A 13,697-nucleotide genomic window follows, 5' to 3' on the forward strand; every position below is an offset into this window, starting at 1 on the left:
CGCGCGCTAGGAGCGAGCGACCGCGTCGCGCGCGTTAGCGCTCTCTTGGCATCAAGCCAGATCTTCGATGTCCCGTTCGGTCAGCTCGCCGGGGACGATCGTCACCGGCAGCTTGCGGCCCGTGAACGCAGCACCGTGCTTCAGCACAGCCGTGACCAGCGGCCCGGCACCGCGAGAGCCTTCGCCCGAGGCCAGGACCAGGATTTTGATCTCATTGTCCTCGCCGACGACCTTGCGGATGGCGGCCTGGGGTTCGCCGCGCTCGATCAGAAGGACCGGCATTTCTCCCGACCGCTGATGCGCCTGCTCGGCCCAGCCATTGAGCAAGGTCTCGGCCTCCGCCCGCGTCTGACGCTCGATTTCCTCACGCACGCCCGCCCAGTGCGCGTCTGACGCCGCCGGCGGAATGACCCGCAGCAGGGCCACCCGCCCCCCCGTCGAGCGGGCCCGTCGCGAGGCATAACGCAGCGCCGCCTCGAACTCGGGACTGTCGTCCACCACCACCAGAAACTTGCGCGGCATCGAAATGGCCTCCCGTCAGATCGGCGACGCTATCACAGTCCTAAACCGAGCTCGCAATTTCCCGGAGGACCGAATTAGCGATCGTCAGCTTGGCGAAGCTCCAGCCGGTGCCCGAGGCCTCGATCTCGTCGACCGAGGCGCGGACGCCTTCCACCGTCTTCAGGCGCGGGCCGATCCAGGCGTCGACGGCTGCTTCCGCGGAAGCCTCGCTGGCCCCCACGCCCACACCCGAAGCCTTGGCCACAGCGCGCGTCAGGACCAGCTGCTCGGCCATCAGGTCCTCGATCAGGCGACGCACGGCCAGGCGGTCGAAATGGTCCATGGACGGCACATTGCCCGCTGCGGCCCGCAGACGGTCAAAGTCGAAGGCGGCCCCGACCTGGTGATACAGCATGGCCATGGCCGGTTCCGGCCAGCCCGCCTCGCGCGCCAGATCGCCGATGTCGGCGGTGGCGACCAGTGGCCTCAGCATCGCGAAGTCGCGCGCCATGGCCTCGCTGGCACCCAGGGCCACAAAGGCCTGGACCCGGCTGTCCAGTCGGCCTTGTTCGAAGCGCGACAGTACTGACCCGCCAGCGGCACGCAGCGCGTCAGCGGCGGGGCGATAGGCGGCAATCAGGCTGTCGACGCTCGCGCCCGGCTGCATGGCCCGGCGCGCCAACCAGGAGGTCTGGCGCCGCAGGACGGTGGAAATTTCAGCATACAGCGCCGTCTGGGCCTCGGCCGGGATCTTGCCGTCCAGGGCCGAGACCTGCGCCCAGGCTTCATCGAGGCGGAACACCTGACGCGCGGCCTCGAACGCCAGAACCATGGCCCCGGTGTCGCACTGGGCCGAAATGCGCAGCCGTTCGGGGAAGGTCGCCCCGGCCATGTTGACGATCTCGTTGGACAACACCGTCGAGATGATCTCGCGCCGCAGCCGGTGGCGCTGCATATCCGCCTCGTACTTCGCCAGCGGAGCCGGGAAATAGTCGACCAAGGTCTTCTTGAAAAAGGCATCGTCCGGAGCCTTGGAGGCCACGATGTCGTCGAACAGTTCCAGCTTGGAATAGGCCGTGAGCACCGCCAGTTCAGGCCGGGTCAGGGCCTGACCCGTCGTCTTCATCTCGGCCAGGCGCAGGTCGTCGGGCAGGCCCTCGACCTTGCGATCCAGTTTGCCCTTGGATTCCAGCCACTGCATGAACCGCTGCTGGGCATCCAAGGCACCCGCGCCCTCGGCCTGCTGTAGCGAAACGGCCAAGGTCTGGTCGTAGTTGTGGGCCAACACCTTCAGGCCCACCTCGTCGGTCATGGAGGCCAGCAACGCATTGCGATCCTCGGCTTTCAACGCGCCGGACGCGATGGCCGCCCCGGTCAGGATCTTGATGTTGACCTCGTGGTCGGAGCTGTCCACGCCAGCAGAATTGTCGATGGCGTCGGTGTTGATGCGACCGCCCGCTCCGTCGGCACCGAAACGCGCATAGGCGATGCGGCCCGCCTGGGTCAGGCCCAGGTTCGCACCCTCGCCGATGACCTTGGCCCGCACCTCGGCGCCGTCGATGCGGATGGCGTCATTGGCCTTGTCTCCTGCCTGGGCGTGGGTTTCGTTCGGGGCCTTCACGTATGTACCGATGCCGCCGAAATAGAGCAGCTCGACCGGCGCCTTCAGAATGGCCTGCATCAGGGTGGCCGGATCGACGGCATCCGCATCGATCTCCAGCAGCGCCTTGATCTCGGGCGACAGTTCGATCGACTTGGCCGAGCGCGGGAACACGCCGCCGCCCCTGGAGATCAGGCTCTTGTCGTAATCCTGCCAGGACGACCGCGGCAGTTTGAACATTCGTTCCCGCTCGACCCAGCTGGTCGCCGGATCCGGGTTCGGATCGATGAAGATGTCGCGGTGATCGAAGGCGGCGACCAGCTTGATCGCTTTGGACAGCAGCATGCCGTTGCCGAAGACGTCGCCGGACATGTCGCCCACGCCCGCCACCGTGAAGGGTTCGGTCTGGATGTCTTTGCCCATCTCGCGGAAGTGGCGCTTGACCGCCTCCCATGCGCCGCGGGCGGTGATACCCATGACCTTGTGGTCGTAGCCGACAGACCCGCCCGAGGCGAAGGCGTCGTCCAGCCAGAAGCCGTAGTTCGCCGAGACGCCATTAGCGATGTCGGAGAAGGTGGCCGTGCCCTTGTCGGCCGCCACGACCAAATAGGGATCGTCGCCCTCGAACCGCACCACATCCCTGGGCGGCACGACCGAACCGTCGGCGGCGATATTGTCGGTGATGTCCAGGAGTCCGGACAGGAAGGTCTTGTAGGCGCGGATCGCCTCCGCCTGTTGCGCGTCGCGGTCGCCCCCGGCGCGGACGATGTCAGCCAGCTTCTTGGGGAAGAAGCCGCCCTTGGAGCCGACCGGCACGATGACGGCGTTCTTGACCTGCTGAGCCTTGACCAGACCCAGCACCTCGGTGCGGAAGTCGTCGCGGCGGTCCGACCACCGCAGGCCCCCGCGCGCCACGGGACCGAAGCGCAGATGCACGCCCTCGATCCACGGGGCCCAGACGAAGATTTCCCTGAACGGTTTGGGCAGGGGCGAATCTTCCAGCTCGCGCGAGGCGATCTTGATCGAGATATAAGGCTTGGGCCGCCCGTCCTCACCGACCTCGAAATAGTTGGTGCGCTTGGTCGCCTGGACAAGCAGGGCCAGGCGACGCAGGGCGCGGTCGTGGTCCAGGCTCTTCACCGCCTGAAGCTGGTCGATGATCTGGTCGAAGACCGCCTTCACCTCGGCCTCGCGCGATGCGGCGTCGCCGCCCGCCGCCGGATTGAACTTGGTGTCGAACAGCTTCAGCAGGCTGCGCGCCACGGCCGGATAGTCGCGCAGGGCCTCTTCCTGCACGGCCTGGCTGGGGTCCATGCCTGTCTGCTGGCGATAGCGGGCGAGGGTGCGGATCAGGGCCGCCTCTCGCCAGTCGACGCCCAGTTCGATCACCAACCGGTTGAAGCCGTCGCTTTCGGTCTGACCGCGCCAGACGGCGGCGAAGGCATCCTCGAAGGGCTTACAAACATCCTCGAACTTCAGATCGCCGCCGCGCGGGTCTTCCATCAAGAATTCGTCCACGTGGATGACCTCTCCGCCAGCCGGACGCAGGGTATGGCCCCACTCCTCCAGCGTCTTCAGGCCCATGTCCGTCAGGATCGGCAGGACGTCCGACAGGGCTGCGGCGGCCCCTCGGCGGTAGATCTTGAAGCGGAAGTTCAGCGGCCCGTCCTCGGCCGTACGGAAGGCGCGAATGGCCACTGCATCGCTGTGGTCGCCGCCATCGGCGTCGGGGATGCCGGACGCACTCAGCCGGTCGATCTGCTGGAAGTCCAGCACGGCCTCGGCGGCGGTATAGCGGTCGCGATAGCCGGCGCCGTAGGCCTCGGCCCAGCGGGCGCTGGTCGGGCCGACGGAGACGTCGTCCACGCCCGCCTCGCGCAGGGCGCTCTCGAAACGATCGACCCAGCCGCGCCCCGCCTCCTGGACCATGGCGTCAATTTCGGCGGGGTCAGGGCAGGGATGATCGCCGGGCGTGATGCCGATGATGTAATGGATGCGCACCAGCGGCTGGTCCGACAACTGCGGATACCAGGCCGAAATGCGCCCGCCCCAGGCCTGGGCCAGCAGCCGTCCGATCCGCTCACGCACCGAGGCGTGGAACCGCTCGCGCGGGATGAAGACCAGGATGGAGACGAACCGGTCGAACGGGTCCTTGCGCGTGAAGGCCTTGATCCGCGGGCGGTCGTAGAGGTGCAGGATGCCCAGGGCGCTGTCCAGCAGCTCGTCCTCGCCGATCTGGAAAAGCTCGTCGCGCGGGTAGTTTTCGAGGATGTTCTTCAGCCGCTTGTGGCTGTGGCTGCCCTCGATCTTGCCGCCGCGCTTCAGGGCATTGGCGACCTTGGCGCGGATCAGGGGCACCTCGGCGGCGGCGCGGTCATAGGCTTCGGCTGTGAACAGACCCACAAAGCGGGTCTCGCCCGACGGACGCCCGTCCGGGCCGAACCGCTTGACCCCGACATAGTCCATATAGGCGCGGCGATGCACGCGGGACCGGGCATTGGCCTTGGCCACGGTGACCGGCTCGGACAGGTCCAGCTGGCGCTTCATCTGACGCGTCAGGACGGCGGGCTCGTTGGCGCGGCGCAGGACGGTGCGCTCCGGATCGGCCAGGACGCCCAGGCCTTCGCCTGACTGAGACAACGGCGCCTCGGCCTCGTAACCACCGTCGGCCGTCCGCGGATAGTCGTAGTCGCGGGCCCCCAGGAACACGAAATGGTCCTGCTGCAGCCACCGCAGGAAGGCGATGTTCTCGGCCAGAATGGCGGGGTCGACGCCCTTGGGTCCTGCCTCCAGATGGGCGATGGCCCGTCCCATCAGATCGGCCATGGCGGCATGGTCGTCCACGGCACCTGCCACATCCGCCAGGGTTTGGGCCATGGCCTCGCCCAGCGCGTCGCGGCGCTCCTGCGGCAGAGGGTCCAGAACCACGATGATGGTGGATTCGCGCCCGCCGTCCTCGTCCGTCACCGGGTGGAACATGCAGCGGACGCTGACGCCCGCCTCGGCCAGTTCGCCCATGACGCTGTCGACCAGGAAGGGTCGGTCGTCCTGAATGACGATCAAGACGTCATATCCCAGCGGCCGCCCATCGACCCCGTTTAGCCGTGATAGGGTAATGCGAGCCGGCTCGCCGTGCGTGCGGCCTTCCGCTGCTGTCCATGCCTGCGCAAGAAGGGCGGCGAGATCTTCGCCACCCAGCTCAGGCGCTTCGTCTGCCGCATAGTCCTCATGCGCCTGGATCAGGAACGACTTGGCCGCCGGACCAGGGGGGCCGCCCACCGCGATCGCAAAGCTCGCCTCCAGCGCCTCCAGGGTCAGAACCTGAGGAAGCACGGCTGCGGTTTCGCCTGACATGGCATATCTCGTAAGGACGCGATCCGCTCCGGATCGCCGGTGGTGAACACACACTAGGCCGGTTCGCACTTTCGGCAAGCCGACCCTGTACCGGCCCGTCCGTAGGCCATGACAGCGGCGACCGGAACCCCAAAAACCGAAACGCCGGCTTCCTTTCGGAAGCCGGCGCCCGGTCGTCATGTCTGGGAGTCGAGAAGACCCTAGAAGCGGACGTTCATGCCGATGCGGAAGGCATGGGTGTCGTAGGAATCGAAGTTGGTGCCGATATCCGTGCCGACCGTGTTCGGGGCCAGGATGAACGGATTGGTCCCCGGCGTCGTGCCGCTGTTCCCGGCGCGAACCACCTGACCGTCACCGTCCAGCGAGGTATACAGATACTCGCCAGTCACCGACAGGTTGGGGGCCAGGCGCCATTCCAGACCGGCACCTGCCTGCCAACCGTCCATGTTGTCGTCGTTCGATTGCTCGACGAAGCTGTTGGCCGTGTTGGTCGTCGAGAAGCGGTTTTCCACATTGGCATAGGCCGCACCGCCCGTGGCGTAGATCAAAGCCGGGCCGGCTGCATAGCCAAGACGGGCGCGAATAGCGGCCATTTCCTGGATTTCTTGGGTAAAGACGTAGTTGGCCGGGGTGGTGCTGAACCCCGTCACGCTACGCTGGCTGTCCAAAGCGCTGACGTCGGCGACAGCGCCCACGACAAAATTGCCGAACTGCATGTCGTATCCCGCCAGCAGACCGGCCTGAACGCCTCCCGACCGATCATTACATCCACCGGGAGCAGCCTGTGTCCTAGCGCGACCTTCGCAATAGCCAGGGCTGAAGGCGTCGTTGGTCGTGCCGTTCAGCACGACCGTGTCGTCGAACTGGCCGTCGAAGTCGCGGTCAAACACCAGACGCTGGTCGTCCTCGCTCTTGTTTTCGGCCCATCCGCCGTAGATGCCGACATAGGGTCCGCTCCAGTCCGGTGCGGACTGGGCCAGGGCGGGCGCGGCAACGCCGGTCATCAGCAGGGCCGTCGAGGCCATGAACAGGGTCTTGATCATTACAAACACATCCAAATCTGGGGCGCGAACGCCGGGGAAGCCCCCTTCCGAGGCACTGAATGCAATGATTTTGCTGGCGTTCCCGCGGGACGCAGACAGACGTCACAGTGTGTCTTAGCGGTCGCACAAAGCATGAGCGGGGTCCCAGATACGACTAGACCGCCGAACGTGAGTCCGGCGGTCTGTCGGACCGGTCCCGGGAGGGGGGAGGGGAGGGACCGATCTCTAACGCCGCGGCTTCGGGGGGAGGGTGGGCCGCGGCGACAGGTGGGAGATAGGCGGCGGTTGTGGCCAATCAAGGGCAGAACTGGCCCGCAAAAGACCATCAGGCGCGGCAGGTTGACGCGGGGTCAGGCCTCGCTGACCGCCGCCTGACGCCGGGTGCGAGCCACGGACTTTTCCTCGCCTTCATGGGCATAGGGAGCCCCGTCGCCCGACAAAAGGATGGCCATCCAGCGCGAGCCCTTGAACTCGGCCAGGATCGCCATGGCCATGACGGCGAGCGGCGTGGAGAGGAACATCCCGGTCACGCCCCACAACTGGCCCCAGAAGGCGAGCGCCAGCAGCACCACGATCGGGTCGATGTTCTGGTTGTCGCCCTGCATGCGTGGCTGGATCAGATTTCCGCTCACGAACAATATCGTTTGTAGCCCGACCAGCAGGATCAGCGCGGGCCAGTAGCTCTGGAACTGCACCAGGGCGAACAGCGGCGGCACCAGACCGGCAACGGCCCCGCCCAGGACCGGAATAAAGCCGACGACGAAGATGACGAACGTCCAGAACTCCGCGTTCTGAAGGCCCACGGCCCGCATCAGGATCCAGGCCACCAGACAGATCAGAGCGCCGGTCACCGTCTGGACCCAGAGATAACCTTCGACCCCCCCCCGGATACGGTTAAACACCTCCAGCGCCTCGGCCCGGTCGGAGCGCTTTGGGAACAGGCCAGCCATCTTGCGACCAAATCCCTTCTGGGCGGCCAACAGAAAGCCGAGGTAAACCAGAACGAAGAAGGCTCCCGAGGCGACACCCTGCGCCTGGATGGCGGCCTGGGTCAGATAGGATCGTACGTCCAGCTGGGCGATCAGATCGGTCGCGGTCGGCGGCTCGTTTGCGCCCGCCAGCGACCAGACGTCCCGAAGGATCTGGTCTAGACGCGGGCCGATGCTGGCCGAGACGCCACTGGCCTGGCCGAAGAACCCCGCCGCTCCATCGACAATGATGGCGATGGAGATGAAGAAGCCGACGGTCACCAGCGCCAGGGCTGCGATGCCCGCCCAGCGGCTGGATAGAGGGGTGCGCTTGTCGATGAACCGCTTCACCCCGTCGATCATGATCATCAGGAAGATGGCCATGGCCAAAGGAGTCAGTATGCCCCTCAGCCAGTACAGCGCGGCCCCCACGGCCACCACGGCGATGACCACCAGGGCATTGCGCGACACGGCCGAGGTCGGAAAGGTGATGGGCAGTTTCATGGGCATATGGTCAAGGTCCGGACAGACGTCGTCAACGGCCTTGAACCTTGTGGCCCGCCGGTAGACGATGAAGTGCGCAACCCCCGTTCGGAGTTCCCATGACCGAAGCCGCCCCCAGCCTTTTCCTCGGCCAGTCGTTGGACGACGACAAGCTTGCCCAGACCCTGCTGTTGGGCCGGGCCAACCGGCACGGCGTGGTGGCCGGCGCGACCGGCACGGGCAAGACGGTGACGCTCCAGATCATGGCCCAGGGGTTTTCCGACGCCGGGGTTCCCGTCTTCTGCGCGGATGTGAAGGGCGACCTGTCCGGCATCTGCATGTCCGGCTCGCCCAATGAGAAGCTGCTGGCCCGCGCCGCCGGCATGGGGCTGACGCTGACGCCCAAGGCCGCCCCCGTCGTCTTCTGGGATCTGTATGGCCAGAAGGGGCATCCGATCCGCACGACGGTCAGCGAGATCGGCCCGGTTATGCTGGCCCGCATGCTGAACCTGTCGGAGGTGCAGGAGGGCGTGCTGTCGGTGGTCTTCCATGTCGCGGACAAGGAGGGGCTGCTGCTGCTCGACCTCGACGACCTGCGCGCCATGCTGGCCCATGTCGGAGAGAATGCCGAGCGCATCGGACGCGAGGTCGGCAATGTCGCGCCCGTCTCCATCGCCGCCATCCAGCGGGCGATCCTGCAGCTGGAACAGGAGGGCGGGGCCGCCTTCTTCGGCGAACCGGCGCTGAGGCTGGAGGACATGCTGCGCACCAGCCTGGACGGCCGGGGCCAGGTCAATGTTCTGGACGCCACCCGCCTGATGAACAGCCCGCGCCTGTATGCGGCGTTTCTGCTGTGGCTGCTGTCGGAGCTGTTCGAACAGCTGCCGGAGGTGGGCGATCCGGACAAGCCACGCCTGGTCTTCTTCTTCGACGAGGCCCATCTGCTGTTCACTGACGCGCCGGACGCCCTGCGCCAGAAGGTCGAGCAGGTGGTGCGCCTGATCCGCTCCAAGGGCGTCGGCGTCTATTTCGTGACCCAGAACCCGGCCGACATCCCTGACAGCGTCCTGGCCCAGCTGGGCAACCGCATCCAGCATGCCCTGCGCGCCTATACGCCTGCAGAGCAGAAGGGGCTGAAGGCCGCGTCGCAGAGTTTCCGCGTCAACGCCGCCTTCGACACCGCCGAGGCCATTCAGGGTCTGGGTGTCGGCGAGGCCCTGGTCTCGACCCTGGACGAAAGGGGCGCCCCCCGCATCGTCGCCCGCACCGCCATCCGCCCGCCCGACAGCCGCCTGGGCCCTGCCACCGACGCCGAGCGCGCCGCGGTCATGGCCGCCAGCCCCGTGCGTGGAGCCTATGACACCCCCATCGACCGCGAATCCGCCGAGGAAGTCCTGGCCGCCCGCCGGGGTGAGGCCGACAAGTCGCTGGCCGAAGCCAAGCTGGCCGAAGCCCAGGCCAAGGCCGATGCAGCCGCCGCCAAGGAAGCCGACAAGGCCGAGGCCGCCCGTCTGAAGGAACAGGCTCGCCAGCAGGCCCAGTACGAACGCGACGCTGCCCGCGCGCGAACGCAAGCCCGCGCCCCCGCCCGCCGCTCCACCCGCGAAACGCCTATCGAGGCCGCGACAAAATCTGTGCTGCGGACGGCCGGCAGCACGATCACGAGAGAACTGCTGCGCGGTCTGCTGGGCGGACTGAAGCGGCGGTGAGTGAGCCGCAGCTGACAACTCTTCAGAAGGTCTCAAGTGACCGACTAGGCCGTCTGTCTTGGCTCAAAGCCTTGGCTGACGACATACGGCAAGGTGCCTTGCCGGCTTTTATCCTTATTGCGCTGTTGGTGATTGCCGGATTGGCCGAGTGGCAAACAGGCGGCCCCTTGGCTTGGGGCCTGTCGCGACAAGCATTATCCGATGGTCGATGGATAACAGTGCTGACGCACGCGGTTGCGCACGCTAGCCCCTGGCATCTATTAATGAACTGTAGCGCGCTGATCGGCTTGACCGTCTACCTGCGCCCGTTTCTCGGCTTCAGTCTGGTTGGTTGGGCGCGGTATGGGCTGGTGCTCGCCGGGTCCGCTGGCGCGAGCGCACTCGCCTATATCCTTCTGCATCCCTCGGATGGCTTACCAATGGTTGGCGCTTCCGGGGCTATCTGTGGCCTCTGGGGCTTGGCGGTCCGTTGCGATACCGAAACACGCTTCGTCAAATCTCTCCGCTCCAGAAACGTGCTTGGCGGAATTCGAGAATTTGCCATCAGCAACCTTGTGCTTTTCGGAGCTTTGTTCCTGCTCGTTCGACTTGAAGGAAAGGCTGGCGGATTGGCTTGGGAAGCTCATCTCGGAGGATTTCTATTCGGTCTCCTCGCTGCACCTTGGCTGATCACGCCAGCCGAGACGACTACGGTCGAGGCACCAGCCGCCACATCCTGAGGGGATGGCGTACGGCCCCCGCCTCTTCGCCCGCCGCCTCGCCTCGGCCCATGTAGAGGTCGGCGCGGACGGGGCCGCGGATGGCGGAGCCGGTGTCCAGCGCCATGACCAGTCCCTGATAGCTGGCGCGGGCTCCAGCCAGATTGCCGCCGTCGGCGCTGATCCAGACCACGTCGCCATAACGCCAGTGGGCCGGATCGACGGCGATGGCCCGATGCGCGGGCAGAGGCACACCCGCTGCGCCATTCGGGTCGCCGCCGTCGTCGTCGGCCATGGCAAAGAAGATGTAGCGGGGGTTCAGGGCCATGACGCGCCGCGCCTCAGGTCCCCGATGCGCCGCCAGCCAGGCACGGATCGCCTCGCCGGAGGTTCCGTTGGCGGGCAACAGACCCTGCTGGGCCATCGGGCGGGCGATGCCGACGAAGGTGCGGCCGTTGTCGGCGGCGTAGGAGGCCCTCGCCTTGGACCCATCCTCGAACGTCAGATAGCCCGAGCCCTGGATCTGCATGAAGAACAAATCCTCGGCCCGCATCCAGGCCAGCGGGGCCTGTCCCGACACCGCCTGCGGCGCGGCCTCGATGGCGGCGCGGTCGGGCAGGGTCTGGCCGCGTGACCACCCGGCAGGACGAGCCAGGACGGGGGCGTCGAAGGTCGCATCGGGCCGTCGCCGCGCCTGATACTCCGGCGCGAAATAGGCGGTCAGCAGGCCGGGCTCACCGTCGTCAGTCCGCGCTGGTACGACGACGAAGCCGGTCTCGAAGAAGGCCCGCGCCATCGACGGCGTGACCGGGCGCGATGTCTGGCGGATCTGCATGGCCCGATCACACTGTGCACGAGCGGCGGCATCGCGGGCGACGCTGCATCCGTCGGTCCAGGCGTTGAAGGCCGCCAGATGATCCTCATAGGCCCACCCCGCCAGACTGGCCGGGCCGTCGGCGGGGGGCGACGCGTCGGGCGTCGGTGGCGGCGAGACCGGACCGGCAGGCGGCGGAAAGACGGGCTGGGACGTGACCGGCACCATCGGCCCGCTAGAGCAGGCGGCCAGAACAAGCGTGGCCATAAAGACCAGTCCTGCCCGTATTTGACCCCGCGACTTGCGCGCGGGGCGACCAAACATCATGCCGAGGCGGATTCGGTGCGGGCCAGAACCCAGTTCGGATCGCTGGCCCCCAGGGTCCGCTCGAAGGTCCACAGTTCGGCCACGCGGCGCTCCTCGACCTGCTCTTCGGCGGCCTCGTCGGCGGATTTGATGCGGTTGCGTAGCTCGGCCAGGAACCGGACCTTGGTGATGGCGCGGTTCTCATTGACCGTGGCCAGTTCCAGATCGGCACGGGCGGGATGCAGGAACTCGACTGTCTCGCGCTCGCCCCGCGCCTCGCGTGCCGCGATCCCGGCCTCGAAGCTTTCCATCACCACCGGCGACAGGAGGGGCTTCAGCGTCTCGCGGTCACCCTCGGCATAGGCGCGCACGATGGTCTCATGCGCCTGACGCGCGCCGTCCAGAAAACGGGTCGGGTCAAAGTTCGGATCACGCGCCTTCAACCCCGCGATCGACGCCAGGGTCACGGCATCCAGCACGTTCGGGCGAGCAGCATTCGCCGGCTCGGGCACAGCACCGACTCCGGCCGGCACCGGCGGTTTGGCGCGGGCGTCCTCCTCGGGCTGGCGACCGACCTTCTTGCCCAGCACATTATAGAGCATGAACAGGACGACGGCGGCGATGGCGGCGTAGATGACGATCTGGATCTGGGCCGGCACAGGTATTCCTTGGGCTTTCGCCCTCTGACGGGCGGCACGATTGATGAGGATTAGGGACTGATATGGGGCGACGCAAGGCGAACGCCACGCCGTGCGGCACCCTGGCGCTTCAGGAAACCGTCGCGCCCATGCTCCAGATTGCCGTGTTCGCCCCCCCGTGTTAGTCGCCGCGCCTCTTGGACGCCCGCCGGCGTCGCCCCACCTTTCAGACAGATCGCGCCTCACGATGACCGACGTAACGCCCGCCCCGACTGACACGCCGACCGAAAGCCAGAACGGTGCGCCCACCGAAGGCCAGCCCACCGGCCCCGGTTTCCGCATCGTCGCCCAGTACGCCAAGGACCTGTCCTTCGAGAACCCGCGCGCTCCCGACAGCCTGCGTATCGAGGGCAAGCCCGCCATCGACCTGGGTGTAGAGATGAATGCCCAGGGCCGCCCCGACGGCCTGTTCGAGGTCGAGCTGCGTCTGACCGTCAAGGCGACCACCGACACCATGACCGTCTTTGCGGTCGAGCTGGTCTATGGCGGCCTGTTCGCCCTGTCCGGCGTGGCCGAGCAGGACATCGAGCCGATGCTGCTGATCGAATGCCCGCGCTATCTGTTCCCGTTCGCTCGCGAGATCATCGCCGGCGCGACCTCGGACGGCGGCTTCTACCCGCCCTTCATGCTGGACCCGATCGACTTCGCCGGCATCTATGTCGCGCGCCAGCAGCAGATCGCGCGCGGTCCGGTCGATAGCGGCCAGGCTTAAGAGGTTCGAGGGACGAGGGATCAGGGACGATCGGAAAAGGCAGCAGCAACCGCGCCCTGTTCCATCCCTCTTCCCTAATCCCTAGTCCCTAATCCCTCGACCCGACCTCCACTCCATATCCCGCCCACAATGAGTGGTCCTTCAGTGTCGTCTTGAGGAAGGCGATATGGAGCGCACGTTCGTCCTCGGTCGAGCGGGCAGCCAGCGGGCGCGGACGCGGTGCATAGCCCTGGGCCCGGTCGGCGGCGACGGCGGCGGCCACGGCCTTGGCGGACGACAGGTCCAGGCTGCGCTCCTTGCCGCCGCGCAGTTCCAGATAGACTTCGGCCAGCAGACGCGCATCGATCAAGGCCCCGTGCAGGGTACGGTCGACCAGGCTGATCTTGTAGCGCTTGCAAAGGGCATCCAGCGAGTTGGGCATGCCCGGAAACCGGCTCTGGGCCAGTTTCAGGGTGTCGATCCAGCGGTCGGCGTCCAGCAGGGGATGGCTGCACAGGCCGCATTCGTGATCGATGAAGCTGCGGTCGAAGGCGGCGTTGTGGGCGATCACCGGCGCATCGCCGATGAAATCCATCAGGTCGCGCACGATGTCCCGGAACTTGGGGGCATCCTTGACCTGTTCGTCTGTGATGCCGTGAACAGCGATCGCTCCGGCGGGGATCAGCCGCTCCGGATTCACAAAGCGATGAAACGTCCGGCCTGTCGGCAGCAGATCCTGGATTTCGATACAGCCGACCTCGACCAGCCGATCGCCGGTGCGCGGATCAAAGCCGGTGGTTTCCGTATCGAGAACGATTTCGCGTGACATGGC

The 13,697-nt window shown here is 66.5% G+C and carries 10 protein-coding genes; 3 read left to right on the forward strand and 7 right to left on the reverse strand.

The annotated features are described in order from the left end of the window. Positions 1-51: 51 nt before the first annotated feature. The 4 genes from ACE3TH_RS05695 to ACE3TH_RS05710 all read right to left on the reverse strand — a co-directional run bounded on the left by ACE3TH_RS05695 (position 52) and on the right by ACE3TH_RS05710 (position 7,970). Positions 52-522 (reverse strand): universal stress protein, encoded by a 471-nt coding sequence (locus ACE3TH_RS05695; RefSeq protein ID WP_374598209.1) that lies wholly within the window; start codon positions 520-522, stop codon positions 52-54. Between the two features lie 40 nt (positions 523-562). Then, positions 563-5,455 carry an NAD-glutamate dehydrogenase gene (locus tag ACE3TH_RS05700; RefSeq protein WP_374598211.1) on the reverse strand — a complete coding sequence of 1,631 codons (4,893 nt, stop codon included), beginning with the start codon at positions 5,453-5,455 and terminating at the stop codon, positions 563-565. A gap of 200 nt (positions 5,456-5,655) precedes the next feature. Continuing rightward, positions 5,656-6,498 (reverse strand): outer membrane protein, encoded by an 843-nt coding sequence (locus ACE3TH_RS05705; RefSeq protein ID WP_374598213.1) that lies wholly within the window; start codon positions 6,496-6,498, stop codon positions 5,656-5,658. A gap of 350 nt (positions 6,499-6,848) precedes the next feature. After that, positions 6,849-7,970 carry an AI-2E family transporter gene (locus tag ACE3TH_RS05710; RefSeq protein ID WP_374598215.1) on the reverse strand — a complete coding sequence of 374 codons (1,122 nt, stop codon included), beginning with the start codon at positions 7,968-7,970 and terminating at the stop codon, positions 6,849-6,851. Positions 7,971-8,068: 98 nt separating this feature from the next. Between ACE3TH_RS05710 and ACE3TH_RS05715 the strand changes: the two genes are divergently transcribed. Beyond that, a complete protein-coding gene (locus tag ACE3TH_RS05715; RefSeq protein WP_374598217.1) occupies positions 8,069-9,658 on the forward strand; it encodes a helicase HerA-like domain-containing protein in 1,590 nt (529 codons plus the stop codon). A 71-nt stretch (positions 9,659-9,729) separates the two neighbouring features. Next, positions 9,730-10,377, forward strand: coding sequence for a rhomboid family intramembrane serine protease (locus tag ACE3TH_RS05720; protein WP_374598219.1), 648 nt, complete (start codon positions 9,730-9,732; stop codon positions 10,375-10,377). Here the strand turns inward: ACE3TH_RS05720 and ACE3TH_RS05725 are convergent. Together ACE3TH_RS05725 and timA are read right to left on the reverse strand one after the other, a co-directional pair. Beyond that, complete coding sequence (locus tag ACE3TH_RS05725) at positions 10,346-11,437, reverse strand: MltA domain-containing protein (protein WP_374598221.1); 1,092 nt, start codon at positions 11,435-11,437, stop codon at positions 10,346-10,348. The two genes, ACE3TH_RS05720 and ACE3TH_RS05725, sit on opposite strands and share 32 nt — an antisense overlap. Positions 11,438-11,493: 56 nt before the next feature. Beyond that, entirely contained in the window at positions 11,494-12,135 is a 642-nt protein-coding gene (gene timA / locus ACE3TH_RS05730) for a TIM44-related membrane protein TimA (protein WP_374598223.1), read from the reverse strand. Positions 12,136-12,361: 226 nt separating this feature from the next. Between timA and secB the strand changes: the two genes are divergently transcribed. After that, entirely contained in the window at positions 12,362-12,886 is a 525-nt protein-coding gene (secB, locus tag ACE3TH_RS05735; protein WP_374598225.1) for a protein-export chaperone SecB, read from the forward strand. An 88-nt stretch (positions 12,887-12,974) separates the two neighbouring features. Here secB and dnaQ read toward each other — a convergent pair whose 3' ends face one another. Next, on the reverse strand, positions 12,975-13,694 hold the full coding sequence (dnaQ, locus tag ACE3TH_RS05740; RefSeq protein ID WP_374598227.1) for a DNA polymerase III subunit epsilon: 720 nt from the start codon (positions 13,692-13,694) through the stop codon (positions 12,975-12,977). Positions 13,695-13,697 lie beyond the last annotated feature (3 nt).

This window comes from Brevundimonas sp. (genome assembly GCF_041919755.1).
GTDB lineage: Bacteria > Pseudomonadota > Alphaproteobacteria > Caulobacterales > Caulobacteraceae > Brevundimonas.

Excerpts from the sequence above, each read along its gene's own strand:
- ACE3TH_RS05705 (WP_374598213.1), bottom strand. The coding sequence starts at position 6,498 with ATGATCAAGACCCTGTTCATGGCCTCGACGGCCCTGCTGATGACCGGC.
- ACE3TH_RS05715 (WP_374598217.1), top strand. The coding sequence starts at position 8,069 with ATGACCGAAGCCGCCCCCAGCCTTTTCCTCGGCCAGTCGTTGGACGAC.
- ACE3TH_RS05710 (WP_374598215.1), bottom strand. The coding sequence starts at position 7,970 with ATGAAACTGCCCATCACCTTTCCGACCTCGGCCGTGTCGCGCAATGCC.
- ACE3TH_RS05725 (WP_374598221.1), bottom strand. The coding sequence starts at position 11,437 with ATGGCCACGCTTGTTCTGGCCGCCTGCTCTAGCGGGCCGATGGTGCCG.
- ACE3TH_RS05695 (WP_374598209.1), bottom strand. The coding sequence starts at position 522 with ATGCCGCGCAAGTTTCTGGTGGTGGTGGACGACAGTCCCGAGTTCGAG.
- ACE3TH_RS05700 (WP_374598211.1), bottom strand. The coding sequence starts at position 5,455 with ATGTCAGGCGAAACCGCAGCCGTGCTTCCTCAGGTTCTGACCCTGGAG.
- secB (WP_374598225.1), top strand. The coding sequence starts at position 12,362 with ATGACCGACGTAACGCCCGCCCCGACTGACACGCCGACCGAAAGCCAG.
- dnaQ (WP_374598227.1), bottom strand. The coding sequence starts at position 13,694 with ATGTCACGCGAAATCGTTCTCGATACGGAAACCACCGGCTTTGATCCG.